At 65.5% G+C, this 25476-nt stretch carries 25 protein-coding genes; 18 read left to right on the forward strand and 7 right to left on the reverse strand.

Annotated features, from left to right (window positions below):
- Positions 1–155: 155 nt before the first annotated feature.
- The 4 genes from rlxS to AX708_RS03375 are packed head-to-tail and all read left to right on the forward strand — an operon-like array spanning position 156 to position 4248.
- Positions 156–2120 carry a relaxase/mobilization nuclease RlxS gene (rlxS, locus tag AX708_RS03365; protein WP_058454888.1) on the forward strand — a complete coding sequence of 655 codons (1965 nt, stop codon included), beginning with the start codon at positions 156–158 and terminating at the stop codon, positions 2118–2120.
- Between the two features lie 51 nt (positions 2121–2171).
- Entirely contained in the window at positions 2172–2372 is a 201-nt protein-coding gene (locus tag AX708_RS19675) for a hypothetical protein (protein WP_017499946.1), read from the forward strand.
- Complete coding sequence (locus AX708_RS03370) at positions 2369–3547, forward strand: nucleoside triphosphate pyrophosphohydrolase family protein (protein ID WP_017499945.1); 1179 nt, start codon at positions 2369–2371, stop codon at positions 3545–3547. The genes AX708_RS19675 and AX708_RS03370 overlap by 4 nt, the downstream gene beginning before the upstream one ends.
- The gene (locus tag AX708_RS03375) at positions 3544–4248 is read left to right on the forward strand and encodes a uracil-DNA glycosylase (protein WP_017499944.1); all 705 of its coding nucleotides are present in this window, start codon (positions 3544–3546) and stop codon (positions 4246–4248) included. The genes AX708_RS03370 and AX708_RS03375 overlap by 4 nt, the downstream gene beginning before the upstream one ends.
- Here the strand turns inward: AX708_RS03375 and AX708_RS03380 are convergent.
- The 5 genes from AX708_RS03380 to AX708_RS03395 are packed head-to-tail and all read right to left on the reverse strand — an operon-like array spanning position 4215 to position 7376.
- Positions 4215–4994 carry a hypothetical protein gene (locus tag AX708_RS03380; RefSeq protein ID WP_058454887.1) on the reverse strand — a complete coding sequence of 260 codons (780 nt, stop codon included), beginning with the start codon at positions 4992–4994 and terminating at the stop codon, positions 4215–4217. The genes AX708_RS03375 and AX708_RS03380 overlap by 34 nt on opposite strands.
- A complete protein-coding gene (locus AX708_RS19680; RefSeq protein WP_058454886.1) occupies positions 4966–5646 on the reverse strand; it encodes a C1 family peptidase in 681 nt (226 codons plus the stop codon). Before AX708_RS19680 ends, AX708_RS03380 begins: the two co-directional genes overlap by 29 nt.
- Before the next feature lie 6 nt (positions 5647–5652).
- Positions 5653–6663 (reverse strand): ImmA/IrrE family metallo-endopeptidase, encoded by a 1011-nt coding sequence (locus AX708_RS03385; protein ID WP_082657683.1) that lies wholly within the window; start codon positions 6661–6663, stop codon positions 5653–5655.
- A 3-nt stretch (positions 6664–6666) separates the two neighbouring features.
- Positions 6667–7041, reverse strand: coding sequence for a helix-turn-helix domain-containing protein (locus AX708_RS03390; RefSeq protein WP_017499940.1), 375 nt, complete (start codon positions 7039–7041; stop codon positions 6667–6669).
- Complete coding sequence (locus AX708_RS03395) at positions 7038–7376, reverse strand: hypothetical protein (protein WP_058454885.1); 339 nt, start codon at positions 7374–7376, stop codon at positions 7038–7040. Before AX708_RS03395 ends, AX708_RS03390 begins: the two co-directional genes overlap by 4 nt.
- 342 nt (positions 7377–7718) lie before the next feature.
- Between AX708_RS03395 and AX708_RS03400 the strand changes: the two genes are divergently transcribed.
- The 13 genes from AX708_RS03400 (at position 7719) to AX708_RS21250 (ending at position 19848) form a co-directional block, all read left to right on the forward strand.
- Positions 7719–9746, forward strand: coding sequence for a conjugal transfer protein TraG (locus tag AX708_RS03400; RefSeq protein ID WP_058454967.1), 2028 nt, complete (start codon positions 7719–7721; stop codon positions 9744–9746).
- Positions 9747–9748: 2 nt separating this feature from the next.
- Complete coding sequence (locus AX708_RS03405) at positions 9749–10174, forward strand: hypothetical protein (RefSeq protein ID WP_058454884.1); 426 nt, start codon at positions 9749–9751, stop codon at positions 10172–10174.
- The gene (gene trbB, locus AX708_RS03410) at positions 10171–11193 is read left to right on the forward strand and encodes a P-type conjugative transfer ATPase TrbB (protein ID WP_058454883.1); all 1023 of its coding nucleotides are present in this window, start codon (positions 10171–10173) and stop codon (positions 11191–11193) included. Before AX708_RS03405 ends, trbB begins: the two co-directional genes overlap by 4 nt.
- Entirely contained in the window at positions 11190–11543 is a 354-nt protein-coding gene (locus AX708_RS03415) for a TrbC/VirB2 family protein (RefSeq protein ID WP_017499935.1), read from the forward strand. Before trbB ends, AX708_RS03415 begins: the two co-directional genes overlap by 4 nt.
- A 38-nt stretch (positions 11544–11581) precedes the next feature.
- Positions 11582–11812, forward strand: a complete 231-nt coding sequence (locus tag AX708_RS03420) for a VirB3 family type IV secretion system protein (protein WP_051035683.1) — start codon at positions 11582–11584, stop codon at positions 11810–11812.
- Positions 11806–14274 (forward strand): conjugal transfer protein TrbE, encoded by a 2469-nt coding sequence (gene trbE, locus AX708_RS03425; RefSeq protein ID WP_058454882.1) that lies wholly within the window; start codon positions 11806–11808, stop codon positions 14272–14274. The genes AX708_RS03420 and trbE overlap by 7 nt, the downstream gene beginning before the upstream one ends.
- 6 nt (positions 14275–14280) lie before the next feature.
- Positions 14281–15033 (forward strand): P-type conjugative transfer protein TrbJ, encoded by a 753-nt coding sequence (trbJ, locus tag AX708_RS03430; protein ID WP_058454881.1) that lies wholly within the window; start codon positions 14281–14283, stop codon positions 15031–15033.
- Between the two features lie 135 nt (positions 15034–15168).
- Positions 15169–16476, forward strand: a complete 1308-nt coding sequence (gene trbL, locus AX708_RS03435) for a P-type conjugative transfer protein TrbL (RefSeq protein ID WP_058454880.1) — start codon at positions 15169–15171, stop codon at positions 16474–16476.
- A 3-nt stretch (positions 16477–16479) separates the two neighbouring features.
- Entirely contained in the window at positions 16480–17322 is an 843-nt protein-coding gene (gene trbF / locus AX708_RS03440; protein WP_058454879.1) for a conjugal transfer protein TrbF, read from the forward strand.
- Entirely contained in the window at positions 17319–18170 is an 852-nt protein-coding gene (gene trbG, locus AX708_RS03445; protein ID WP_058454878.1) for a P-type conjugative transfer protein TrbG, read from the forward strand. The genes trbF and trbG overlap by 4 nt, the downstream gene beginning before the upstream one ends.
- On the forward strand, positions 18167–19405 hold the full coding sequence (locus tag AX708_RS03450; RefSeq protein WP_058454877.1) for a TrbI/VirB10 family protein: 1239 nt from the start codon (positions 18167–18169) through the stop codon (positions 19403–19405). The genes trbG and AX708_RS03450 overlap by 4 nt, the downstream gene beginning before the upstream one ends.
- Positions 19398–19610, forward strand: a complete 213-nt coding sequence (locus AX708_RS03455; protein WP_058454876.1) for a DUF2274 domain-containing protein — start codon at positions 19398–19400, stop codon at positions 19608–19610. Before AX708_RS03450 ends, AX708_RS03455 begins: the two co-directional genes overlap by 8 nt.
- Positions 19611–19614: 4 nt before the next feature.
- Complete coding sequence (locus AX708_RS21250) at positions 19615–19848, forward strand: helix-turn-helix domain-containing protein (RefSeq protein ID WP_051035681.1); 234 nt, start codon at positions 19615–19617, stop codon at positions 19846–19848.
- Positions 19849–20542: 694 nt separating this feature from the next.
- Here the strand turns inward: AX708_RS21250 and AX708_RS03460 are convergent.
- Positions 20543–21913 (reverse strand): HAMP domain-containing sensor histidine kinase, encoded by a 1371-nt coding sequence (locus tag AX708_RS03460; RefSeq protein WP_066531725.1) that lies wholly within the window; start codon positions 21911–21913, stop codon positions 20543–20545.
- Positions 21910–22635 carry a response regulator gene (locus tag AX708_RS03465; RefSeq protein WP_066531727.1) on the reverse strand — a complete coding sequence of 242 codons (726 nt, stop codon included), beginning with the start codon at positions 22633–22635 and terminating at the stop codon, positions 21910–21912. The genes AX708_RS03460 and AX708_RS03465 overlap by 4 nt, the downstream gene beginning before the upstream one ends.
- 121 nt (positions 22636–22756) lie before the next feature.
- On the opposite strand from AX708_RS03465, the gene AX708_RS03470 reads away from it, so the two are divergent.
- Positions 22757–25423 carry a TonB-dependent receptor domain-containing protein gene (locus AX708_RS03470; protein WP_156443479.1) on the forward strand — a complete coding sequence of 889 codons (2667 nt, stop codon included), beginning with the start codon at positions 22757–22759 and terminating at the stop codon, positions 25421–25423.
- The last annotated feature ends 53 nt before the right edge of the window (positions 25424–25476 follow it).

Raw genomic sequence — 25476 nt, forward strand, 5'->3', positions numbered from 1 at the left:
TTTGCGAGACTCGCCCTTTGAGTGCGAGACAGGGTTGCCAGGAATGGCGGTTTTCTGGGCTTTTCCGATCCCAATCGCGAGACTCCTTGCGCTCTGGCGAGGACGCGCCATTCTTATCGGCGGGGAGCGTCATTCCGGTATGGAAGGACGCCGCTATGCGCGATGATGAGTTCGAACCGCACCTGGGCCGGATGCGCTGCCGGGGCAAGGAGCAGCGCTACCTGAGCCGCGTCGTGAAAGCGGCAAAGCGCGCAGGGCTAAAAACCGGCAGGCGTGGCCGCTTCGACGGCAGCCGGATCGGACGTGGCGCGAGCGTTGCACGGGTGCTCAGATCGCGCGACCGATTGGGCGCGTTCCGGTCGCGCCGCGTGATCGTCAAGATACGGCCTGTTGGACTTGGCGGGAAAGGTATGGGCGGCGCGAAGGCGCACTTGCGTTATATCCAGCGCGATGGCGTGACCCGCGAGGGCGAGCCCGGCGCGCTCTATTCGGCCGACGAGGATGTCGCCGACGGCAAGGTGTTCCTCGAACGCTGCGACGGCGACCGCCGCCAGTTTCGATTCATCGTGTCGGCCGAGGACGCCGACCAATATCCGGACTTGAAGCCCTTTGTGCGCAGGCTGATGACGCAGATGGAGCAGGATCTCGGCACGAGGCTGGATTGGGTGGCAGTCGACCATTTCAATACCGGCCATCCGCACACGCATATCGTTGTGCGCGGCGTGAATGACCGGGGCGAAAATCTGCTGATCGCGCGCGAATATATTTCGCACGGGGCCAGGCAACGCGCGATCGAGATCGCCAACCTCGACCTCGGGCCGCGCACCGACCTTGAAATCGAGGAGCGGCTTCGCAGCGATACTGGCGTGGAGCGGCTGACCGCGATCGACCGACGGCTGATCCGCGACATGGATAGTATGCGCCTGGTCAGCGCGAGCGACAGCGACCCGTTTCACCAATCGGTTCGCGTCGGCCGCTTGCAGAAACTTGGGCGCATGGGACTCGCCTCGCATATCGGCAGCGACACCTGGCGGCTCGAGCCCGACCTCGCGAACACACTGCGCCGGATCGGGGAGCGTGGCGATATCATCCGTACCATGCAGCGCGAGCTGACCGCGCGGAAGCTCGACTGTGCCGCGGCCGATCGCGTCATCTATGATCCGACGGCGCAGGAAGCCGCGCCGATTATCGGCCGCGTTATCATGCGGGGATTGGCGGACGAGCATGAAGACCGCCATTATCTGCTAATCGACGGCATCGACGGGCGCACGCACTATGCCGAGATCGGCGAGGGCGAGATGGTCGATCCGACCCCCGAAAACGCCATCGTCCGGATCGTGCCGCGTGAGGGCGGCGTTCGCCCGGTCGATCGCACGATTGTCGAAGTCGCCGCCGCGAACGACGGACGCTACACGATCGACGCGCATTTGCAGCAGGACCCGAGCGCCAGTGAAGGCTTCGCCGAAACCCATGTCCGCCGGCTGGAGGCGATGCGGAAGATCGCCCGCAATGTCGAACGCGATCCCGATGGAAGCTGGATCGTCACGCCCGATCATCTTGACAAGGTGGTTCGGTTCGAGGCGCGCCAACTCCACGACCGGCCCGTCGCCATCGAGGCGCTGTCGACCGTCCCGCTCGACAATCTGCCAGCGGCCGAGGCCGCGACCTGGCTCGATCGTGAGCTGGTTGCCGCCAGCCCAGCGCCGGTGCGCGATGCCGGGTTCGGCCGCGAGGTTCGTTCAGCGCAGGCGATGCGACGGCAATGGCTGATCACCGAACAGCTTGCAGACGAACAGGATGGGCAGACGGTCTATCGGCGAGGGATGCTCGCCGCGCTCCAGCGGCGAGAATTGCTGCGTGTCGCCCGCCAGCTCTCCGACAAGTTAGGCGTTCCGTTCGCCGAGGCCAGAGAGGGGGAGGCTGTTCAAGGCAGGCTCGTGCGCGCAGTCGAGATGACGAGTGGTCGCCATGCGCTCATCGAACGGTCGCGCGATTTCACGCTGGTGCCGTGGCGCTCTGTTCTCGATCGCCATGTCGGCAAATCGGTCTCGGGCATCATGCGCGACGGCGGGATCAACTGGACACTCGGGCGGCAGCGCAGCGGGCCGAGCGTCTCCTGATCCGGAGGATTCGGGCTTCCTATTTTCATGAAATTATGTTTTCATGGATTCATGAAAAATATCGCAGCGCAAACCGATGTCGGCGACGAGCATCTTCAGGTGCAGATTCCTGCCGTTACGAAACGCGATCTCGGTCAACGGTCGCTCGATTCCCGCGAGCCGATCCGGATGATCGTACTGCGGGCACTTGAAGCCTATGGCGTGAGCGTCCCCGCAGACGCGATATCGGATCGCCGGAAGGGCAGGCGATGAGCGAGGATTTCGAAGCTCTCACTGTTGCGGATTATGCGAAGCAGGCCGCGCGGACTGATCAACGCAGCGGTGGCCGCGCACTGGGCTTCTCGATGCTTGGCCTTTTCGGCGAAGTCGGCAGCTTGCTCAGTGAGGCCAAGAAAAAGCAGCGCGACGATGCCTCCTACCTGGGTTACGCTCACGCCGTCGCGGAAGAGCTTGGTGACGTCCTTTGGTATCTGGCGGCGATCGCACGGCGCAGCCGCATGGCGCTCAGCGACATCGCTGCCGCCGCGGCGACAAACGGCGGACAATGGCAGACGGGCGGCAACGAAACGCTCAGTTTCCATGCGCTGCAGCCGCAGCACATTCCGCTTGCCAAGGCACCGATGCCGCAGTTCGAGCATAGCCTGCTCGCGCTGGCAGGCGACGTTGGGCTGCTCATCAACGATTTCCAGGCGGGCGGTCTTGCGAAGGACCGCGAAGCACTCGCGGGCCGGCTGGTCGCGGTCATGCGCCGGTTGATCCAGGCGGCAAACGAATCCGGTGTTACCATCGAGGCTGCCGCCGTGAAGAATCTTCACAAGATCTTCGATCGCTGGCCGCGCGAGCGCATCTATCCGGCGCCGACCGATGCGGCGCTCGACCCAGAAGAGCAATTGCCGCGGCGGATGGCGATCGACGTCTATGAACGCACCGTTCGCGGGCAGACATTCGTGTATCAACGCTCAAGCGGTGTGTATGTCGGCGACCGGCTCACCGACAACGCGCTCGAACCCGACGACTATCGCTTCCACGATGTCTTTCACTACGCTTATGTCGCGGTGCTTGGCTGGTCGCCAGTGCTGCGTGCGCTGCTCCGTCTCAAGCGCAAGAGCGATCCGAAACTCGACGACGCCGAAGACGGTGCTCGGGCGATTCTCATCGAAGAGGGCATAACTTCCTGGATTTTCGGACAAGCGCAGCAACTCCGGTACTTTGAAAACGTGAAGCGCGGTGGCCTTCCGCTGGACATGCTGAAGCATGTCCGCCAGTTCGTCGCCGGCTACGAATCAGAACGCTGTCCGCTGTGGCTTTGGGAGGAAGCGATCCTCCAGGGCTATACGGCTTTCCGCTTCCTTCAGGAGCATCGGCGCGGCCGCGTCCTGATCGACTTCGCCAATCGCCGCCTGCGTATCAAGGAATTGCCGTCATGACCCCGAAATCCTTTGTGTCCACCCTGGCGGCGACCGAACTTCCCTCAGTGTTCAATCCCTGGCGCGATCGCTGCACGGTCCATGACCGCAGCGACGCCGCCGCCCGGCGCCGCGACAATCTCGAAATGCTGCTCACCGCGGCGCTTGATCATCGCGTCGAAACGATCTGGATCGCGCGTGATCTCGGCTATCGCGGGGGGCGGCGTACGGGCGTACCGCTGACCGACGAAATTCACCTCGGACATGCCGGTACGCTGATGGGCGGCATCGCATTCGAACGTGCGACGCAGGGACCCGCCGTGGCGGAGCGCACCGCGGCGATCGTCTGGCGTGTGCTAGAGCGGATCGGTCAGCCTGTCATGCTCTGGAACGTTTTCCCGTTCCATCCCCATGAAGCGGATGATCCGATGTCGAACCGATGCCACACGCGAAGCGAGCGCGAGGCGACCTGGCCGATATTGCAAGCCCTCGTGTCAATGATCCGGCCCCGCCAGATCGTCGCGATCGGGCGCGATGCTCACCTGGCGCTGGACGGTCTCGACATTCCGACCACCGCGGTCCGCCATCCGAGCTACGGCGGGCAGCGCGAGTTCATCGAGGGCATGTTCAGCCTGTACGGTGTCGCGGATGACAACGATGAGCCGCTAGAACTGCCGTTGGGCGCGCCTCACGCCGCAGCAAGGAGATGTGCGCTCGCCTGATCGCAGCGCTCAAAGAGTTGCTTAAGATCGCCGCGGTTCCAGTTGGCGGTGTCGACCGTGGCGTTGGTCGAGACGATCGTGAGCGGACCCAGCGCGACCCCGCCTTCCTTGGCGATGAATTCGAGCAGACGGCCGAGGCCGATCAGATTGCCGAGCAGTTTTTCGATATAGTAGTGATTGCGGTAGAGCGCGGTCATGCCGAGGCGACGATCGTCGCCCTTGCCGATCAGCTTGAGACTGGCAAAGCTCAGGCACTGACCGCCGTAGGGCGAGTCATTCACGTCGCGGGCGGGGTCGAAGATCAGCAGTTCGAATTTGTTGAGCGCTCGGACGTTCGGGTTGCGCAGGCGCTCGACGATGCCCCAGATTTGATTGATTGGCTGGCCGTCGGCGCGGGGCAATTCCATCATCCGTTCGAAATAATAGCCCGACCAAGCGCCCGACCTCCGGACCTTCGGCAGCACGTTGTCGCGAAACCGGTCGAAGAATTGCGGCGCGCCGTAGCGCCTGTACAGCGCTGCCGGAAAAATCGTGTTGGCGACCGTCTCGATGGGCTTCTTGCCATGGCCCGAAAGGAAGGCATCGACTTCCGCCACGACGGGATCGGCGAGTGTTGCGCGCGCAGTCGGCTCGGCCACGGAGATGACGACATTCTGCGCCTGGTGTCCGGTGGCGAGGTCGACGAGCCGGACCGCCTCGCGCCAGCCAGCAACGCAGTCAGGCTGCGGCGGTATGGGAAGATACATCGACTTCCTCCGTCAAATTTGCCGTGGCGAAAAGGCGCGGCGCTAGAAAGCGCTCAGTAAGCCAGGCGTGGCCTTCCAAGCCCCAACCTGGTCCCCAGCTGTTGCGGATGAGAATGGCCGGGATGCCGTCCACGGTTCCATGCCCGACCGCGACGACCGCGTGCCGTTGCGCTGGCTCGGGGAGTTCGTCGTTCGCCGGATCGACGACGCCATCACCGCGCGGCTGGAAGAAAGACCGTGACAGCATCGTCAGCATGAGCACCGGCGTGTCACGGTCCAGCGCGGCAAGGATGGATGACAGGTCGGTTCCATCCCTCTGTCCGTTGCGGCCATAGAGCGGGCCAACGGTCGCCGGCGGCGTCCACAGTCGATGATCGGCTGGAACCGCAGCCAGATACGGCCAGCCTTTCTCGTCGGGTTGGCCATCGAGCCGTAGCGCGTCCAGCATTGTGGATAGCAGTGCGCCGCTCGTCGGCGGTCTGCCCGCCCGTTTCTGCGCGGCATGAAAGGCGAATTCACACGACAGCGGTGCCCAGCCGTCGCGAAGCCCGGCGTGGGTGTCGCTCGCGGCGAATGCGAGGCATGTCGGCCGCGCGCCTTGATCGCGCGCAGGTCCGAACAGCGGCCGAAGGTCACGGACGATATCGATCATGGGGCGTCAGGCGGCCTCGAGCAGGTGCCGCCGTTCGGCGCGCGACAGGCCCGTCTGTTCCGGGCCGGTGAGGTCGAAATCGAGCGTCAGGCTGGTGAGGGCCGGCGCAGGCTGCCACGGCCGCCGCTCGTCGAGCGACATGCGGCCGCGCCGCGGCGCATCGGGCGCCGCGGTGACACGGCGGACAACGGGACCACCGATGCCATCGCCGTCGATTGCCTCACGCTCGTCGCGAACGACGGCGAAGCCGCTGGCGATCAGTTGGTCGAGATCCCAGAGATACCCACCGCCGCTATGTTCTTCGAGCCGCAGCACGAAAAGATCATTGCGACTGCCATCGATCCGCGAGCCGGCATCGCGCTCGGTCAGCAGCCAGACGTCGCCGCGATAGTTGTCGGGCCGATAGTCCTTGAGGAGATCGACCTTCAGGCTGCGCGGCTGCGTCCGGAGCAGGTCGGTCATCACCGATGGCGAAATCAGATTGTAGCGAACCAGGGTGCGGCACGTCGCCTCATAGCTGGCGCCGATCCGCAGCGAGAGCTGATAGACGACATTGGGGCGCCGGAAATGATCGATCTGCCATCCTTGTCGCGCGCTGTGCGCGAGCATCAGCCATTTCGGCATCATGAAGGCGATCGCAAAGGCGTCGGCTTCGGTTTCCTCGAAGTTGTTTCCCGGTTCGGGCGACATCGGCATCCGGCGCAGGATGCTCTCATCGTCGAGGCTCGGCTCGTGTCGCATCGAAAAATGCCCGAGTTCGTGCGCGGCCGTGAAGCGCTGGATGCTCATCGGTCGTTCCGTCGTGACGAGAACGCCAGGAGCAGGTGCGCTGAGATAGGCGCCGAGCAGGCCTTTCAGGGGACGAAGCAGCAAGGGTAGACCCACGGCATGGATCGCGCCGAAGACATCGACGCTGCCGCCTTGGGTCTCGATCAGTGCGCGCGTATCGAGTTCGCGATGCAGGCGGCCCGCTGCCATCGTACCAGCGCGAACCGCGCTCGCATAATCCGACGCCATCGATCAGCTCCGTTCGCCGCCAGACCGCGAGCGGAGATATTCGGCAAACCGGCTCAGCTCGGCCCGGTCCTCAGTCGACAAGGCCGCAACGCGTCGCGCCAGATGGGCGACATCGGCGGGAAGGCTCGCGGAGGCCTCGTCTTCGCCGGTAAAATAGGCCACCGACTGGCGGTAAAGACGGGCAAGCCGCGTCAGTTCGATCGCTTCAACGCGGCGCTGGCCATTCTCGATATCGGTAAGCGCGGTCCGGGGAATCTTGAGATAGGCAGCAACTTCTTCCTGCTTGAGGCCGAGATATTTCCGTGCTTCGCGCAGACGGTCGCCCAAGCGCCGCCGCTCCTGCTCGTCGCCTTCCTGGCGGAGTGCGAGATTGGTCATGGCTTCGACCCTTTCTTCTTAACCCAGACGCGTTCGATCTTAGGGAGGAGGTCGTCAATCGCCTTCTCGATCGAATTGTAGCCGCCGGTGCGGACGATGCTGTCGCGAAGCTCGATGTCGAGGACCTGCTCCACCGCGCAAAGCGTGTCGACCACGGACAAGGAGTCGAGTGGCACGGGCGCCTGGATGATCTTCGGGTTTTCCGGAGGTAGGGCAATTCCGCGCACCTGTGCCTCAGCCCTGGCCACTTGCAGCAGTTCGTCGACCAACGCCCTAATGGCGTCGGCTTTGGGAAACGCGGTTGCCGCGGGCTTCGGAGGAGCGATTGTCGCCATGCATGCCTCGCACGATTTCACTACATTAAATGCGATATAATGTCTGATAATCCGACACGCAAGCCCGAATTTGCAGCTCGGATTTTTGCAGGGTGTAGCGGGTCATCGGCGGTGCGGTGTGGTGGTCAGTGCCACCTCGAGGGACAACGGCAGGGCAGAATCATCAACTCGGGTCATAGCTCGATCAAAAGAACAGAGCTGGAATATTGAGTCAGTCGCCGACGAGTGATCTCCTTCGGTCACCCACCAGCCCCCAGCGGCTCCGTTCATTTCGGGCGGCCCATAGCCGAGTCTTGAAGCCGCGCCCCGACCGCATCCGGCGGTATGGGCGGGAGCTTCAACGTGACCCCGACCAAATTGCTCATCGGCCAGATCCTTGTCGTGTTCGCAATCGTGATCGCGGGCCTCTGGGCGGCGACCCAATGGGCGGCGGCGATGCTCGCCTACCAGCCCGAACTTGGTCCGGCCTGGTTCATGGCTGGAAGCACGCCGGTCTATCGTCCCTGGGCGCTCTTCCCCTGGTGGTATCACTACGATGCCTATGCGCCGCATGTTTTCGACAAGGCCGGCGCGCTCGCCGGCGCGAGCGGTTTCATCGGCTGCGGCGCGGCGATCGCAGGCTCGCTCTGGCGCGCGCGGCAGTCGCGCCAGGTCACCACTTATGGTTCCGCGCGCTGGGCCAAGCCGAACGAGATCGAGCGGGCAGGCCTTCATGGTGACGCCGGCGTGTTCCTGGGCCGCTCGCGTGGCCGTTATCTGCGCCATAACGGCCCCGAACATATCATGGCGTTCGCGCCGACCCGTTCGGGCAAGGGCGTCGGGCTGGTCATACCGACGTTGCTCGGCTGGACCGGCAGCACCGTCGTTCACGACATCAAGGGTGAAAACTGGCAGCTCACCGCCGGTTGGCGCGCGCGCTTCTCCCACGTCCTGCTGTTCAACCCGACCGATCCCGCTTCCGCCAAATACAACCCGCTGCTCGAAGTCCGGCGCGGCGAGCATGAGGTCCGCGACGTCCAGAACATCGCCGACATCCTGGTCGATCCCGAAGGCGCGCTCGAACGGCGCAACCATTGGGAGAAAACCAGCCACAGCCTGCTGGTCGGCGCGATCCTCCACGTTCTTTATGCCGAGCCGGAAAAGACGCTCGCGCGGGTAGCCACATTCCTGTCGGACCCCCAGCAGCCGTTCGTCACCACGCTCCGGCGGATGATGACCACCAATCATCTCGGCACGAAGGATGCGCCGATCGTGCATCCGGTCGTGGCGTCGGCGGCGCGCGAGGTGCTCAACAAGTCCGAGAACGAGCGCAGCGGCGTCCTCTCCACCGCCATGTCATTTCTCGGCCTCTATCGCGACCCGACCGTCGCCGAGGTCACGTCGCGCTGCGACTGGCGGATCGCGGATCTCGTCGAGGCGGGCCACCCCGTCTCGCTCTACCTCGTCATTCCGCCATCGGACATCAGCCGAACCAAGCCGCTGGTACGCTTGGTGCTCAACCAGATTGGTCGCCGCCTTACCGAGAAGCTGGATGCCGATCCTGCCAAGGCGGGCAAGCACAAGCTCCTGATGATGCTGGACGAGTTTCCGGCATTGGGGCGCCTCGACTTCTTCGAGACCAGCCTTGCGTTTCTTGCAGGCTATGGGGTTCGCGCCTTCCTGATCGCGCAGTCGCTCAATCAAATCGAGAAGGCATATGGCGAGCACAACTCCATTCTCGATAACTGCCATGTCCGTATTGCCTTCGCGACCAATGACGAACGCACGGCGCGGCGGATCTCGGACGCGCTCGGCATCGCCACCGAGCAGCGCGCGATGCGCAACTACGCCGGCCACAGGCTCGCGCTGTGGTTGGCCCATGTCATGGTCAGCCGGCAGGAGACGGCGCGGCCGCTCCTGACCACCGGCGAGGTGATGCAGCTCCCGCCCAAGGACGAACTGGTGCTCGTTTCCGGCATGGCGCCGATCCGCGCGAAGAAGCTGCGCTATTACGAGGATCGCAATTTCCGCGAGCGGATCGCGCCGCCGCCCCAGCTCGCGCCCGGAGACTATCCCGATCGCCCGCAGGGCCGCCCCGACGATTGGAGCGGGCTGGTCCGCGCGCCTGACAGCCGGCTTGGCAAGGCCGACGACGACGCGAAAGCCGATGAGGACGGCGGCTTGCAACAGCAGCGCCATCCCGGACTCGGCGAGGAACAGACCAAAAAGCCCGAACCGCCCAGGCAGCTCGATCTTCTCGGCCTCGACCGCGACGACACCGATCCCGTCGCCGAAAAGCACGCGATGGACCGCGCCGGCACCACCGGCACGCTGATCCGCGCCCATACCATCAACCAGGGTCGCGACAGCGACACACTGCCGAGCTTCTGACGATGGCGGCGATCAAACCCAACCGCGTCCGCTACCAGCTCTTCCTGCCCGAAGATCTGAGCCACCGCTTCGAGGCGCTGGCGAGCCAGCCCGGCGCGTCCAAATCGGCGATCCTCACCGACGCGCTCACCGCCTGGCTCAACCGGCAGGCGGCGAGCGGGCTGGAGAACAAGTTCAGCCAGCGGCTCGATCGCATGTCGCTCGCGCTGGGGCGTGTCGAGCGTGACGGGCATGTGCTGCTCGAGAGCCTGGCGCTGTTCATCCGCTATGAACTGATGGTGCAGGCCCCTTTGGCCGAAGCCGACGAAGCGGCGCGTGCGATCGGCCGAGACCGCTTCGAGGCGTTCATTGCCCGCGTCGGCGAAGCGCTCGCCAGCGGCCAGCGCACGCTTGCTGCCTCCGCGAAAGACAATGGAGGTGGGCGATGAGCGACACGCTTTTCGGCTCCGATAATTCCGCAGGGCGTCGGCGCGCGATGCTGCGCACCGCGATGGGGACGACTATCGCGGCGGCGCTGGCCGATCCGATGGTCATCGAGATCATGGTCAACCCGGACGGCGTGTTGCGCCTCGATCGACTTGGCGAAGGCCGGATCGATACCGGCACCAAATATGAGCCCGCGCAAGTCGAGCGGATCATTCGTCTGGTAGCATCCCACGCGCGCACCGAGGTTCATGGCAATGCGCCGATCGTTTCGGCCGAGCTGCCGCCGCACGGCGAAGGCGCGGGCGAGCGGTTCGAGGGTATCCTGCCGCCGGTCAGCCTCGCGCCATGCTTCTCGATCCGCAAGCCCGCGGCGCGCATCTACACTTTGCTCGACTATGTGCGGGACGGCATCATGCTCGCCGACACGGCGCGACTGCTGTCGATGGCCGTGGTCGAGCGCAAGAACATCCTGGTCGCGGGCGGCACCAGTTCGGGCAAGACGACGCTTGCCAACGCGCTGCTCGCCGAGATGGCGCACCTCGATGAACGCGTCATCATCATTGAAGACACGCGTGAGTTGCAATGCGCCGCGCCCGACGTGGTGGGGCTGCGCACGCGTACGATCGGCACTGCCGGAGCCGGCGGCGTCACGATGGCTGATCTTGTCCGCTCGACATTGCGGCTCCGCCCCGATCGCATCGTCGTTGGCGAGGTGCGCGGGCGCGAAGCGCTCGACATGCTCAAAGCCTGGAACACCGGGCATCCGGGCGGCATCGCAACCGTCCACGCCAATTCGGCAGTGTCGGCCCTCTACCGGCTCGAGCAGCTCGTGCAGGAAAGCGTCGTCACCGTTCCGCGCCGGCTGATCGCCGAATCCATCGACATGATCGTGTTCATCGCCGGGCGCGGCCTCGCGCGCCGCGTCGACACGATCGCGCGCGTCGCCGGCCTCGATCCCGACGGCGGCTACGCCGTCCTCGACCTTACTCCCGACCACGCCCTCGAACCCCAAGGAGAATGACCATGCGCTTGTCCCGTATTCCTGCCCGTATTCCTGATCGTCGGAGCATCTTCCTCACCGGAGCCGCCATCGGCCTCGGGCTTGCGCTCGCCGCCACCGCGCAGGCCGCCGGCTCGGGCATGCCGTGGGAGGAACCGCTCCAGCAGGTGCTGGAGTCGGTCCAGGGTCCGGTCGCCAAGATCGTCGCGGTGATCATCATCATCGTCACCGGTTTGACGCTGGCGTTCGGCGAGACAGCAGGCGGGTTCCGCCGCCTCATCCAGATCATCTTCGGCCTGTCGATTGCGTTCGCGGCGTCGAGCTTCTTCCTCAGCTTCTTCAGCTTCGGCGGTGGAGCGCTCATCTCGTGATCGCCTCCGGCAGTCATATCGAGGGTTTCGAGGCGCCGATGCACCGCGCGCTCGCCGAGCCGATCCTGCTCGGCGGGGCGCCGAGGGCGATCGCGATCGTCAATGGTACGATCGCGGCCGCGCTCGGGCTCGGTCTCCAGCAGTGGATCGCCGGGCTGGCCATGTGGGCGTTCGGGCACACCCTCGCGGTGTTCGCCGCCAAACGCGATCCCGACTTCGCCCCGGTCCTGGTTCGCCACCTTCGCCAGAAGGGGCATCTGTCATGCTGAATCTGCGCGAATACCGTCAGAAGGCCGCCCGGCTCGCCGATCACCTTCCATGGGCGGCGCTTGTCGCGCCCGGCGTGGTGCTCAACAAGGACGGCAGCTTTTCGCGCGTCCTCAGGTTCCGCGGCCCCGATCTAGAATCCGCCACCGAAGCCGAGCTTGTCGCCGCCTGCGCGCGGGCGAACAATGTCCTGAAGCGCTTCGGCTCGGGCTGGGCACTCCATTTCGAGGCCGAGCGGCGCGAAGCGCTGGGTTATCCCGACAGCAGCTTTCCCGATGCGGCGTCGTGGCTGGTCGATGAGGAACGGCGCGCGGCGTTCGAAAGCGCGGGCGCGCATTTCGAGAGCCGCTATTATCTGACGCTCACCTTCCTGCCTCCGCCCGATCAGGCGGACACGGCGGGCCGAGCGCTGGTCGAGCGCAGCGACGACGCGAAGGGCCGCGACTGGCGACAAGCGCTTGCCGGCTTCATCGCCGAGACGGATCGCGCGCTTGACCTGTTCAGAGGCTTCATGCCCGAGGTGCGCGCGCTCGGCGACAGCGAAATGCTGACCTTTCTCCACGGTGCGATCTCCGCGCGCCGCCATGTCGTCGCCGTGCCCGAAACGCCCATCTATCTGGACGGGCTGCTGGCCGACACGCCGCTGACCGGCGGGCTGGAGCCGATGCTGGGCGACCAGCATCTGCGGACGCTGACCATTCTCGGATTTCCGAACGCGAGCCGTCCCGGCATCCTCGACGGACTCAACCATGAGGATTTTGGCTATCGCTGGGTGACGCGCTTCATTGCGCTCGACAAGACCGACGCAACCAAAGCGCTCACTCGCCTGCGGCGGCAGTGGTTCAACAAGCGCAAGTCGATCACCGCGCTGCTGCGCGAAGTCATCTACAACCAGCCGGTCCAGCTTCTCGACAGCGATGCCGACAACAAGGTGGTCGATGCCGACCTGGCCTTGCAGGCGCTCGGCGGCGATCATGTCGCGTTCGGCTATCTGACGACGACGATCACCGTTGCCGATATCGACCGCGCCCGCGTCGAGGAAAAGGTCCGCGCGGTCGAGCGCATCGTCAACGGGCTCGGCTTCACCTGCATCCGCGAGGGCATGAATGTGGTCGAGGCGTGGCTGTCGAGCCTGCCGGGCCATGTCTATGCGAACGTCCGGCAACCGATCGTCCACACCCTGAATCTCGCGCATCTCATGCCGCTGTCCTCGGTATGGGCAGGACCGGCGCGTAATCCGCATCTCGACGGTCCGCCGCTGCTTTATGCGGAAACCAGCGGCTCGACGCCGTTCCGTCTCAGCACGCATGTCGGCGACGTCGGTCATATGCTGATCGTCGGACCCACCGGGGCCGGAAAGTCGGTGCTGCTCGCAATGCTCGCGCTTCAGTTCCGGCGATATCCAGACTCCCAGGTCTATGTCTTCGACAAGGGATTTTCGGCGCGCGCGGCCGTGCTGGCGATGGGCGGCGCGCATCACGCGCTCGGGCTTGGCGGCGAGAGCGGTCATGCCGATGACGAGGGCGGGCGAACGATCGCCTTCCAGCCGCTGCGCCACATCGATCGCTCCAACGAACGAGCCTGGGCGGCCGAATGGATCGGCGCGCTGCTCGCCCATGAGAAAGTACTGGTCACACCCGAGATCAAGGAGGCCGTCTGGTCGGCGCTCACCAATCTCGCGACTGCCCCGATCGAGGAACGCACGCTCACCGGCCTGTCGCTGCTGCTGCAATCGGCACCGCTGCGATCGGCGCTCACGCCCTATACGCTCGAAGGACCGTTCGGCCGCCTGCTCGACGCCGCCGAAGACGATCTAGCGATCGCCGACGTGCAGTGCTTCGAGACTGAAGCGCTGATGGGGCAGGCGGGCGTCGTTGCGCCCGTGCTGACCTACCTGTTCCACCGGCTCGAAGAGCGCTTCACCGGGCGGCCGACGCTTCTCGTACTGGATGAAGCCTGGGTGTTCCTCGACCACCCGCTGTTCGCCGCGCGCATTCGTGAGTGGCTGAAGGTGCTGCGCAAGAAGAACGTCAGCGTCGTGTTCGCGACACAGAGCCTAGCCGATATCGCCGACAGCACGATCGCGCCGGCCATCATCGAAAGCTGTCCGCAGCGCATCTTGCTGCCCAATGATCGGGCGATCGAGCCGCAGGGCCAGACGGCCTACGTCCGCTTCGGTCTCAACGCGCGCCAGATCGAACTGGTCAGCCGCGCGACGCCCAAGCGGCAATATTATCTGCAATCAGCGCGCGGCAACCGGCTGTTCGAGCTTGGGCTAGGCCCGATCGCGCTGGCGTTGTGCGGCGCGTCCGATCCCGACAGCCAGAAGCGCATAGACGCGGTGCTGGCCGAAAAGGGCCAGGCCGACTTCGCCGCGACCTTTCTCTCCCAAGCCGGCCTCGATTGGGCGGCCGACCTGCTTGGGCGTCACCCTGCCGCCCGCCCCCCAGAAGACAAGGAGTAATTTCCCGTGCCCCGTATCCCTATCCGCAAATATGCGTGCCTCTCTGCTCTCGCGCTCGGCGCCGTCGGCTCGCTCGGTATCGGCATCGCGTTGACCTCGACGCCCGTCGCGGCCCAGCTCAGCGTGTTCGATCCATCGAACTATTCGCAAAACCTGCTCACCGCCGCGCGCACGCTCGCCCAGATCAATAACCAGATCCAGAGCCTCCAGAACGAAGCGCAAATGCTGATCAACCAGGGCAAAAACCTCACCAGGATCGATTTCCCGCAACTTCAGGAGCTTCGCCAGCGCCTCCAGCAGATCGACCAGCTCATGGGCCAGGCGCAGGGCGTCGACTTCCGCATCGATCAGCTCGACGAGCGCTTCCGCCAGCTCTACCCGCAGGAGTTCGATCAGGTGTTCCGCCGCGATCAGCGTGTGGCTCGCGCACGCGATCAACTCGATACCGCAATGTCCGCGTTTCGCCAGACGATGGGGGTCCAGAACCGCATCGTCGACAACGTACGGAGCGACACGCAGGCGCTCGCCGACATCGTCGCGCGCAGCCAGGGCGCGGAAGGCTCGCTTCAGGCGCAGCAGGCCACGAACCAGCTTCTCGCGCTCACCGCCAAGCAGCAGCTCCAGCTTCAGCAAATGATGGCGGCGCAGTTCCGGGCGGAATCGGTCGAGCAGGCGCAGCGGGGCCAGATCGCGCGCGAGGCACGCGAGTCAACGCGCCGCTTCCTCGGCGACGGCAAGGCTTACACGCCACGCCAATGAGCTGAGGCAGGCGAGGACCGCGCCCCCAGCTCCCCCCGGTCCGAACCTGTCTCGTCGCGGGGGCCGTAGGGCTTGCCCCTCTCATGGCCGCCGGTCCCCGCGACACCTTTCAACTTCAAGCAGGAACCCGCCCATATGGATGACCTGAATGTCATCGATCAGTTCATGGAGGCCTTCGCCTCCTACATCGACAGCGGGTTCGGCCTGTTGGGCGGTGACGTCGGTTTCCTGACCACGATCCTGATCGGCATCGACATCACTCTCGCCGGGCTGTTCTGGGCGCTCGGCGGCGAAGACGACGTCATCGCCAAGTTCCTCAAGAAGATCCTCTATGTCGGCGTCTTCGCCCTGATCCTCAACAGCTTCTCGACACTGTCCGATATCATCTTTCGCAGCTTCGCCGGCCTCGGCCTCACCGCAGGGGGCAGCGCGATTACGGCTGACGATTTATTGCGACCCGGCAAGCTGGCCGGGACCGGCTTCGAGGCAGCATGGCCGCTCCTCGAGCAGGCGAAGGAGTTGGTTGGCCCGATCGCCTTCTTCGACAATTTCATCGAGATCGCCGTGCTGGTGATCGCCTGGGTCGTCGTCATCGCCGCCTTTTTCATCCTCGCGATCCAGCTTTTCATCACAATCCTCGAATTCAAGCTCACTTCGCTCGCCGGCTTCGTGCTCGTGCCCTTTGCGCTGTGGAACCGCACGTCGTTCCTCGCCGAACGGGTGCTCGGGAACGTCGTCAGTTCGGGCATCAAGGTCATGGTGCTCGCGGTCATCGTCGGCATCGGCTCTAACTATTTCGCCGACTTCACCAGTGCGATCACCGGCGACGAGGTGTCGATCGAACAGGCCGTGTCGCTGATGCTCGCGAGCCTCGCGATCTTTGGCCTCTCCATCTTCGGCCCGGGAATCGCATCCGGCCTCGTCGCCGGCGCGCCGCAGCTCGGCGCCGGATCGGTGATCGCCACTACCGCGCTTGCCGGCGGAGGTCTTGCGATGGCAGGCGCTGGCGCCGTCGGCGCGGCACGCGGTCTCGCGGGGGCCGGTCTCGGCGCGATCCGCGCCGGTACATCGATGGGGTCTGCCGCATCCACCGCCTACAAGCTCGGGCAGGAAACCTCGGGCTCGACCAGCGTCGGCGCGGGCCTCGGCGGCGTTGCGACCGCCATGCGCGGCGCGGCTGCCAACCGGATGAGCGGCGGTCTCGGCGTTAGCGCTGCCGCCGATCGTGGGCAGCGCGCCGCATGGGAAGCAGGAAGCACCCGTGCCGGCGGCGGCGCCCCCGCAGCCGCGCCGACAGGCGCAGCTGAAGGAACACCCGCCTGGGCGCAGAAGCTTCATGCCAGCCAGAATGCTCGCCACCGCCGTCAGATGGCGATCCACGCAATCCAGGGCGGCGACCGCGGCGGCGCTGGCGCCACTCCAGACATCAAGGAAAGGGACTGAGCGATGAAATTTCGACGCGCATTGCAGCGCTATGGGCGAACGCCCGAACCCGAGACACCCTACCAACGAGCGGGCCAGCTTTGGGATGAGCGTATCGGCTCGGCTCGCGCACAGGCGAAGAACTGGCGGCTGATGGCCTTCGGCGGCCTGTTCCTGACCACTGGTCTGTCGGGCGCGCTGGTCTGGCAATCGATGCAAAGCCGCGTCGTGCCCTATGTGGTCGAGGTCGATGCACTCGGGCAAGCACAGGCCGTCGCGCCTGCCGCCAAGGACTATCGGCCGACCGATCCGCAGATCGCATGGTTCCTCGGCCGGTTCATCACCGGCGTTCGAGCGCGCTCGCTCGATCCGGTATTGATGCGTGAAAACTGGCTATCAGCCTATGATTTCGCGACCGAACGTGCGTCACTGTTCCTCGGCGAATATGCCCGCACCTCCAATCCGTTCGCCGATGTCGGGCGCAAGACGGTTTCGGTGCAGGTGACGAGCATCGTCCGCGCGTCAGATACGAGCTTCCAGGTCAAATGGACCGAGCAGCAATATGAGCGGGGAAGCCTCGCCAGCACGTCACGCTGGACGGCGATGCTCACGGTGAAGATCAAGCCGCCGCGCTCGGCCGATGTGCTCCGAAAAAACCCGCTCGGTCTCTATGTTGACGCGATCGACTGGAGCCGCGAACTGGAAACGCCGCAGGACCGGCCACCTTCGCCGCAACCATCGGCCGTGCCCGATCCCGCACAATCACTCCCGGTCGCGCCGCCCGCCGACATTCCGCTGGGCTCGCCGCTCGATCCGACCCTTGCTCAACCCGCAGCCGCACCATCCCCCGAAAGGACCGACCAATGATCCGTGCCCTCATCCTGGCGGCGAGCGCGATGGCGCTTGCCATGCCCGCCGCTGCGCAGAGCCGCGAACCCGCGTCACCGACCGCGCGCGTCACTGCCGCCAACCGGGCGGCACTGCGCGAGCCGTCGAGCGCGGGATATATATATGCCGTCCAGGTCTATCCCTGGGCGGAAGGCGTGCTCTACCGGCTCTATGCCGCGCCCGAGCGCATCACCGACATTGCCTTGCAGCCGGGCGAAACGATTGTGTCCGTCGCCGCCGGCGACACCGTGCGCTGGACTGTCGGCGATACCACCAGCGGCATCGGCGAAAGCAAGCGCGTGCACATCCTCGTCAAGCCGTTTTCGGCGGGCCTACGCACAAACCTTGTCATTGCTACCGATCGCCGGACCTACCATCTCCAGCTCGAAAGCACGCCCGCGACCGCGATGGCGGCGATCTCCTGGACCTATCCACATGACGAGCTGATCGCGCTCCGGCGTCAGCGGGATGCAGCCGTGGCGGCGACGCCGATCGCGTCGGGCCTCTCGGTCGAAAGCCTCAACTTCAACTATGCGATCTCGGGCGACAAGCCGGCCTGGCGGCCGCTGCGCGCGTTCGACGATGGGCGGCAGACCTACATCGAGTTCTCGCCCGCGATCGCCGTGGGTGAGGCGCCCCCGCTGTTCGTGATTGGCGAGGATGGCGAGGCCCAGCTCGTCAACTATCGCGTCGCCGGCCGCTATTATGTGGTCGACCGCCTGTTCGGTGTCGCCGAGCTGCGCCTTGGCGGCAAGAAACAGCAGATTGTCCGTATCACCGCCGCCCAGCCGAAGAGCCGGCAGCGCAAGGCCGGGAGGGGCGCGTGACCGATCCAACCGCTTCTTCCGCGCCGATCGCGGCGCCCAAAGCCGACCCCGAAACGCTCGTTCTGCGCGCGGCGCCGGGCCGCGTCACCCGTTTTCGCCGCGGTGCGATCGTCGCCATCGCTGCCGCCGGCTCGACCGCGATCATCGGCGTCGCCTGGCTGGCGCTCAAGCCCGCGACCCTGAGCCTGATCGCACCAAGCGATGAAAAGCTGGTTGGCGCGAAGGCGCCGCCTGATGCGCTCGCGGGCGCGCCGACGAGCTATGGCGACGTGCCGAAGCTCGGGCCACCGCTTCCCGGTGATCTCGGGCGGCCGATCCTCGAGCGCCAGCGGCAGCTTGGCGGGATGGTTCCCCCTGACCCCGCTGCCGATGCGGTGAGCCGGGCCGCGCAGGAAGCCGAAGCCGAGCGCCAGCGCATCGCCGCTGAGCAGAAGGCCGCACGCGAGTCTGGCGTCATGCTGCAATTGGCGGGCGGCGGTCGCGCCGCCGCCCCTGCACCGGTGACTACCGATGCAAGTGTTCCGCCAGCATCGGCCGAGACTGCCAAGCCGCTCCTCGACCCTGACCGAGATCCTAACGCCCAGGGGCGCAAGAACGAATTGGTCGGCCGCGCCAATCGCGACGACGACATCAATCCGCACGCGCTGGCGCAGTCCGTATCGCCTTGGATCTTGCAGGCCGGCAGCATCATTGCCGCGAGCCTCATAACCGGGCTCAACTCGGATCTTCCCGGGCTCGTCACCGCGCAGATCACGGAGAACGTCTATGACAGTGTGACCGGGCGCGGTCTGCTCATTCCGCAAGGATCGCGGCTGATCGGCAGCTACGACAGCGTTGTAGCGTTTGGGCAGAGCCGTGCGCTGGTCGTCTGGCAGCGGATCATCCTGCCCGACGGCTCGTCGATTCGTATCGACAATGTGCCGGCGACCGATACGCAGGGCTATGCGGGTCTGTCCGACCGGATCGACCGGCATACTTGGCAGCTTCTGAAGGGCGTCGCCCTGTCGACATTGCTGGGCGTCGGCACTGAATTGAGCTTCGGCAGCACCGAAAGCGACCTTGTCCGGGCGATCCGCGAGTCAGCGCAGCAGAGCGGCGCGCGCGCCAGCGATCAGCTCGTCACGCGCAATCTCAATATCCAGCCGACCTTGCGCGTTCGCCCCGGCTGGCCGCTACGGGTGGTCGTGCACAAAGACATCATATTGCCCGGACCCTGGGGAGGCCGTCATGGCTGATTTGAAGCTGCCAAGGCTGCCCGATCGGACGCCGGTTAAGATCACGATCAACGTCATGCCGGATCTCATCGAAGCGCTGAACGACTACGCCGAGGCCTATGAGGCGGCCTACGGCCGACGCGAGTCCGTACCGGACCTCATTCCATTCATGCTTAGCGGCTTCCTGGCGAGCGACCGCTCGTTCAGCCGGGCACGTAAGAAATAGTCCGATGTCGGCCCGGCAGCCTGCAACGAATGGCGACGACGCGCCCCCGATTGGGCCGATAAGCGTTCGCATTCCCGACGCAGTACGGATGACGGGGCTCAGCAAATCCAAGATCTACCAGCTCATCGCTTCCGGCGACATCGAGGCAGCCAAGGTCGGCCGTGCAACCGTGGTGTTTGTCGATAGTCTGCGGTCCTTTCTGCGATCACACTGTAAACAGCCGCGTTCTCGGGCGTAGCAGGGATCGCGCATGTCGGCCTGTCGATATTTCGGCACGGCCTGTCGCGAAGGGGTAAAATTGGGGGTGGATTGAGCGGAATTATCGGCACGACGATCAAGAACGTTGTTATAAATCAGTATCTTATGTTTTTCGTGTGAATCCCTCCTCCGCTACCACGAAAATAAGCACTTGAAAATTAACGATAAAAATCCACAAAGTGGGACTCGAACGGCGTCGAGTTCCTCCGTCAGGTATCGGCGCCTAGTCACTGATATTACGAAAATTTTGAAGTGTTTGAGTTAGCGGTACCCAATCCGGACATCGCCTCTTGCTCGACTATGCGGGGGTATTTTGGTGGTATCGCGGAAGGGCTAAACTGGCCCGCAATACCCCCCAAGGGCCGCAGGGGAGTTCCATAAGCGCAAACAATGTTGCCGCTGGCTCGGGTCGGGCATGCATCGCACGTCTAAGCGGCCGTTGCGCGCGCTTACGCTGGTCAGCGCAGCTGGTCTGGCAATCATCCGGAATCCGCCTGGGCGCCATCGGTCGGATTGACTGGACCTGAGACTTAGCCGTCTTTACCCGCCACTCAACCGAGTGACGGTAATTGCCAGAAGCGGCCAACTCACGTCCCTAGTGAAGTTGGCGGTTGGTCTCGATCCCTATCTGTGCGCAACGCATGATTGTACCGATCCCGATCCGCGATTGGAGTTCACGCCGCCGGCAAGCGGAGTATCGCTGTTGTTCCGCCGCCCGGTGTATCGCGTAGCTCGAAGGCGCCTGCATGCTGCGCGGCGAAATTGTGCACGATGCTCAGCCCCAAGCCTGCCCCGCCCGTGTCCCGATTGCGAGAACCTTCACCGCGTTCGAAGGGGCGCAGGAGCCGCTCCCGGTCCGTCTCGGGAATGCCCGGGCCTTCGTCGCGCACCGAAATGGCAACCTCACCCTGCGACAGCGCGATGCCGACCGTGCCGCCACCCGCGTAGGTCACGGCATTGCTGAGCAAATTCTCGATCGCCCGGCGGAAGGCGGGCTCGGGGACCCGGATCTGTGCGTCCTCGCCCGGTTCGAGCTGGATCATCCCTCTGCCTGCATCCATCTCTTCCACGATCAGTTCGAGTGCCGCGTGCACGTCGATCAGCGCGGTCGGTGCGGCCGCGTCGCGGGCGAAATTGAGCACCTCGCCGATCATCGCCTGCATCCGCTCGACATCATGCACCATGCGCGTGCGTTGCGGCTCGGGCACGGCTTCGATCCGCAGGCGCAGGCCGGTGAGAGGGGTGCGCAGGTCGTGGGCGATAGCGGTGAGCATGCGCGCGCGTTCGTTTGCCTCTTCGGCAAGCCGTTGCTGCATCGCGGCGATCGCGGCAGCCGCCTCGCGCAGTTCGCGCGGGCCCTCCTGCGGGATCGACGCTGCATCGCTGCCCAGAGCCTCCGCCAGCGCGCGAAACGGACGCGTCAGCCGCCGTGCGAAGAACCAGGCGAGCGGGGCCAGCAGCAGCAGGCTGACGGCCAGCGCGATGAGGATGCTGCGCTGCCATCCGCCGAGGAACGGCTCGGCAGGCCGGACGACCAGCCAGCGGCCGTCGGGCTGGCTCAGGCTGGCGGCATAGGCTGGCAGGGGCAGATCGAGCAGCACCTTCCGCAAGGCCCCTGTCGCGGCGGCAGGTTCGACCACCTTGAGCTTCGCCGCGTCGCGCTCACGCAGGACAATGGTATCGGGCAGGTCCTTGCCGAACACGCGCACCGCCTCCTCTTTCGGCATGGTCCGGACACTGAGGGCGACGTCGGGTGCCGCGTCGAGCCGTGTCACCCGCAGATCACTGTCGGGCTTGCCGAGTTCGGCGGCGAGCAGGCCTTCAATCATGGGGATTCGCGGACCCGAAGGCGGCGCGGCGGCGATGCTTCGCTCGAAGCCGGGGGTCTCGGCGCGCAGGGCCATGATCGCTTCTGACGCAACGATCCGCGTCGCCGGAGGAGGCGGCGCGGCGAGGACGATGATCGCCGTCGCCGTCACGCTGAGGACCGCCACCGCGATCCCGAAGCCGCCGATCGACACGAGGGCGCTGGGCGCGCGCTTCATGCCCGCTGCACCTTCGGAAGGAACCGGTAACCCGCGCCGCGCACGGTCTCGATCAGCGGGGCCGGGTCCGCCTCGGCGAGCTTGCGGCGCAACCGGCTGACGGCGATGTCGATGGCGCGGTCATAGGGCGCGGCATCCATCCCGCGGGCAAGGTCGAGCAGGACATCGCGCGACAGGATGCGCCCGGGCCGCCTGACGAAGGCGGCGAGCAGCGCGTGCTCGCCCTCGGTCAGTGTCAAGGGATTGCCAGAGGGCGAACGCAGCCGCCTTTGCTCGACATCGAACCACCAGCCCGCGAACGTCACGGCGTCGCCGGATGGACCGAGCGTTTCCCCCCGATCGACCGCCGGGCGTCGCAGCAGCGCCCGCACCCGCGCCAGCAACTCGCGCGGCTCGAAGGGCTTGGTCATGTAATCCCATGCGCCGACCTCGAGCCCCACGATCCGGTCGGTCACGGCATCGAGCGCGCTGAGCATCAGGATCGGCGTGCCGCTTGCGCCCAAACGCCGGCACAGCGACAGGCCGTCCTCGCCCGGCATCATGACATCGAGCACGATCAGGTCGGCGGGCGCTGCCGCCAGCGCGCGCTCGCACGCCGCCGCATTCTCCGCCGCGCGAACCGCATAGCCGTGCATCCCGAGAAAATCGGCGATCGCGTCGCGAATGCTCGCATCGTCGTCGACGACGAGGATCGCGCTCGGGGAATCGGGCAGGGGCGTCATGGCGGGCGGGATAGCAGGGCTTTGTAGCATTGGCGTATCACGACCCGTTACACCCGCGCCATCCGGTCGATACGCAAGACTGCTCTTGTCTCCGCCAGGTTCACGAACTTGGAGATTTGGTGTGACAGTGAGATGGTGCGGACTGGCGGCGGGACTTCTGGCGGGCGCGGCGCCGGGCGCAGTGCTGGCGCAGGCGGCTGAGGAGACGAAGGCCCCCCCGGCCGCGAGCGATTCGCAGGCGCAAGGAGAAGGCGAGGCCGCCAACCCGCCGAAGCGGGTCTTCTACGGCGCTGATGGGAAGCCGCTGCCTCCGGAGCTCGCAAGGCAGATCGAGGAACAGCTGAAAGACCAGTTGCCCCCGCCGGACGCCACAGGAGCGCAGCCGGGGGTGCGGGTCCAGACGCTTGACGGCAAGCCCCTGCCGCCCGAACTCGCCAAGAAGCTGCTCGAACAATATGGCGATCAGCTTCCGCCCGAAGCGCGCGAGGCCGCACGCGCGGCCGCGAGCACGGCGGAAGGCGGCGAAAAGGCGGCTACGACGAGCGGAGCTCCGCCCAAGCCTGATGGCATCGTCGTCTCCGGCGAGCGTCCGCGCGGCTCGGTGAACAGCGACATCCCGCCCGAACGCAGCTTCAGCCAGCTTGATATCCGCGCCTTCGGTGCCGAGAACATCGGCGCACTGCTTGACACCATTGCCCCCCAGACCGCCAGCAACCGCGGTCGGGGTGACGCCCCGCCGGTGACGCTGCTCAACGGAAGGCGCGTCTCCGATTTCGCGGAAATCGCACGGATCCCATCCGAGGCGATCGAGCGCATGGAAATCTTCCCCGAGGAACTCGCGCTGCAATACGGCTACCGCGCCGACCAGAAGGTGGTGAACATCGTCACCTTCCCGCGCTATCAGTCGCGAATTGGGCAGGCGAGCTTTCTGACCCCGGGCGAAGGCGGGCGGGAAACCGGCATCGGCAATGCCGACTATCTGCGGATCGCCGGCGACACCCGCATCGCGCTGGGCGCAACCTATTCGCACGCAGACAACCTTCTCGAAAGCGAGCGCGACGTGCGGCAGTTTGCGGCCACGCCCGAGCTGGGCGAGGTCCGCACGCTGCTCCCCGAAAACGAACGCTTCGGCGTCAACGGCGTGCTGAGCGGGCATGTCCTGAACGATATCTCGGCAACCCTCAACGGCCGGGTCGACGTCAGCCGCAACGACAGCCTGCTGGGGCGCGGGCAGGGGCGGATCCTGCGGCGCGACAGCGATCAGACGCTGGTGCATGTCGGCACCACCATCGGCGGCCGCCTTGGCCGGTGGCAATGGACCGCGCTCGGCAATTTCGACCGGACCGAGGGCGAGGTGCTGACCGATGCGGCGGATACGCCATTACGGCGCGACACCGCGCTATCGACCGACACGCTGTTCAACGCCGATTTCCTCGCTTCGGGGCCGGTTGCAACGCTGCCTGCGGGCCCGCTGTCGGCAAGCCTGCGGGTCGGCGGGGAATTCCGCGACTTCACCGGCCGGGCGAGCTTTGCCGGCACCGCAACGCTGGCCGATCTGTCACGCGACCGTGGCGGGGTGCAGGCGGATATCTCTGTCCCCCTTCTGAGCCGCACCGAGGAGAAGGCATCGCCGCTGGGCAATCTGACGCTCAATGCCAACCTCGCCTACGACCGTCTGTCGGACGCAGGGACGCTGTGGACCTATGGCTTCGGTCTCAACTGGTCGCCCGCCAAGGCCATCGACATCGTCGCCTCGTTCACGCGCGAAGAGGGCGCGCCCACGCTCGAGCAGCTGGGCGGGCCGACGCTGATCACGCCGAACCTTCGCACCTTCGACTTCGTCCGCCGCGAGGTGGTCGACATCAACCGCGTCACCGGCGGCAATCCTGCTCTCGCCAATGACGATCGCCGCCTGTTCCGGCTCGGCGTGACCCTGCGGCCGCTGGCCAAGACCGACTTCAGCATCAGCGCCGATTACGTGCGCAGCCGGACCGACAATCCGGTTTCCCCCTTTCCAATCCTCACTTCGCTGATCGAGTCGGCCTTTCCCGAGCGCTTTACCCGCGATGCGGCGGGCCGCCTGCAACAGATCGATGCCCGCGCGGTCAACTTCGCCGAGGCGCGCCAGCAGCAGCTGCGCTGGGGGGTCAACTTCACCCGCCCGCTCGGCAAGGTGCCCGAATATCTGCGTGATGCACGGGTGAAGGTGGTAACCAGCGAGGCCGAGGTGAAGCGGCTGTTCCCGAACGCCGCGCTGGTCCGCGCCGAACCCGGCAGCGCGACCGCGCAAGGGGCGGCCAACCTCACCAGCCGCGTCTTTGTCAGCCTCTACCACAACTGGTTTCTCGAGGACGAGATCACCTTGCGCCGCGGCAGCCCCAGGCTCGACCTGCTCGATGGCGGTGCGGTCGATTTCCTCGGCGGCAGGCGGCGGCACGAGGTCGATCTTCAGGCGGGCGCGTTCAAGGGCGGCTGGGGCGCGCGGGTCTCTGCCAACTGGCGCAGCGCGACCGCAGTGCGTGATCCGGGTCAGCCCGCGAGCGACCTGCGCTTCGACGACTACGCGATCGTCAATCTCAATCTTTTCGCCAACCTCTCCGAGGCGGTCGGCGGCAAGAAGCCTCCTGCTTGGCTGAGGGGCACGCGCGTTTCGCTGGGGGTCACCAACCTGTTTAACACCCGCCCGCAGGTGCGCGACGCGGCAGGCACCGTGCCGTTGAGCTACCAGCCGGCCTATCTCGATCCGCTCGGCAGGGTAATCAGCTTCAGCCTGCGCAAGATTTTCTGAGCGCCCCGTGCCACCGGTCGGCCATCCTTTTCATCGTCCCTTGTGAGGTATTC

The sequence above is a fragment of the Erythrobacter sp. CCH5-A1 genome (assembly GCF_001557115.1).
Taxonomy (GTDB): Bacteria; Pseudomonadota; Alphaproteobacteria; order Sphingomonadales; family Sphingomonadaceae; genus Erythrobacter.

Bases quoted from the DNA above. Each gene is read 5' to 3' on its own strand.
- trbL (WP_058454880.1), top strand. From the start codon at position 15,169: ATGGATGACCTGAATGTCATCGATCAGTTCATGGAGGCCTTCGCCTCC.
- AX708_RS03460 (WP_066531725.1), bottom strand. From the start codon at position 21,913: ATGAAGCGCGCGCCCAGCGCCCTCGTGTCGATCGGCGGCTTCGGGATC.
- AX708_RS03385 (WP_082657683.1), bottom strand. From the start codon at position 6,663: ATGGCGTCGGATTATGCGAGCGCGGTTCGCGCTGGTACGATGGCAGCG.
- AX708_RS03370 (WP_017499945.1), top strand. From the start codon at position 2,369: ATGAGCGAGGATTTCGAAGCTCTCACTGTTGCGGATTATGCGAAGCAG.
- trbB (WP_058454883.1), top strand. From the start codon at position 10,171: ATGAGCGACACGCTTTTCGGCTCCGATAATTCCGCAGGGCGTCGGCGC.
- AX708_RS03390 (WP_017499940.1), bottom strand. From the start codon at position 7,041: ATGACCAATCTCGCACTCCGCCAGGAAGGCGACGAGCAGGAGCGGCGG.
- AX708_RS21250 (WP_051035681.1), top strand. From the start codon at position 19,615: ATGTCGGCCCGGCAGCCTGCAACGAATGGCGACGACGCGCCCCCGATT.
- trbG (WP_058454878.1), top strand. From the start codon at position 17,319: ATGATCCGTGCCCTCATCCTGGCGGCGAGCGCGATGGCGCTTGCCATG.
- trbE (WP_058454882.1), top strand. From the start codon at position 11,806: ATGCTGAATCTGCGCGAATACCGTCAGAAGGCCGCCCGGCTCGCCGAT.
- AX708_RS03375 (WP_017499944.1), top strand. From the start codon at position 3,544: ATGACCCCGAAATCCTTTGTGTCCACCCTGGCGGCGACCGAACTTCCC.
- AX708_RS03395 (WP_058454885.1), bottom strand. From the start codon at position 7,376: ATGGCGACAATCGCTCCTCCGAAGCCCGCGGCAACCGCGTTTCCCAAA.
- AX708_RS03420 (WP_051035683.1), top strand. From the start codon at position 11,582: ATGCACCGCGCGCTCGCCGAGCCGATCCTGCTCGGCGGGGCGCCGAGG.
- AX708_RS19680 (WP_058454886.1), bottom strand. From the start codon at position 5,646: ATGATCGATATCGTCCGTGACCTTCGGCCGCTGTTCGGACCTGCGCGC.
- trbF (WP_058454879.1), top strand. From the start codon at position 16,480: ATGAAATTTCGACGCGCATTGCAGCGCTATGGGCGAACGCCCGAACCC.
- AX708_RS03405 (WP_058454884.1), top strand. From the start codon at position 9,749: ATGGCGGCGATCAAACCCAACCGCGTCCGCTACCAGCTCTTCCTGCCC.
- rlxS (WP_058454888.1), top strand. From the start codon at position 156: ATGCGCGATGATGAGTTCGAACCGCACCTGGGCCGGATGCGCTGCCGG.
- AX708_RS03465 (WP_066531727.1), bottom strand. From the start codon at position 22,635: ATGACGCCCCTGCCCGATTCCCCGAGCGCGATCCTCGTCGTCGACGAC.
- AX708_RS03455 (WP_058454876.1), top strand. From the start codon at position 19,398: ATGGCTGATTTGAAGCTGCCAAGGCTGCCCGATCGGACGCCGGTTAAG.
- AX708_RS19675 (WP_017499946.1), top strand. From the start codon at position 2,172: ATGAAAAATATCGCAGCGCAAACCGATGTCGGCGACGAGCATCTTCAG.
- AX708_RS03415 (WP_017499935.1), top strand. From the start codon at position 11,190: ATGACCATGCGCTTGTCCCGTATTCCTGCCCGTATTCCTGATCGTCGG.
- AX708_RS03380 (WP_058454887.1), bottom strand. From the start codon at position 4,994: ATGTATCTTCCCATACCGCCGCAGCCTGACTGCGTTGCTGGCTGGCGC.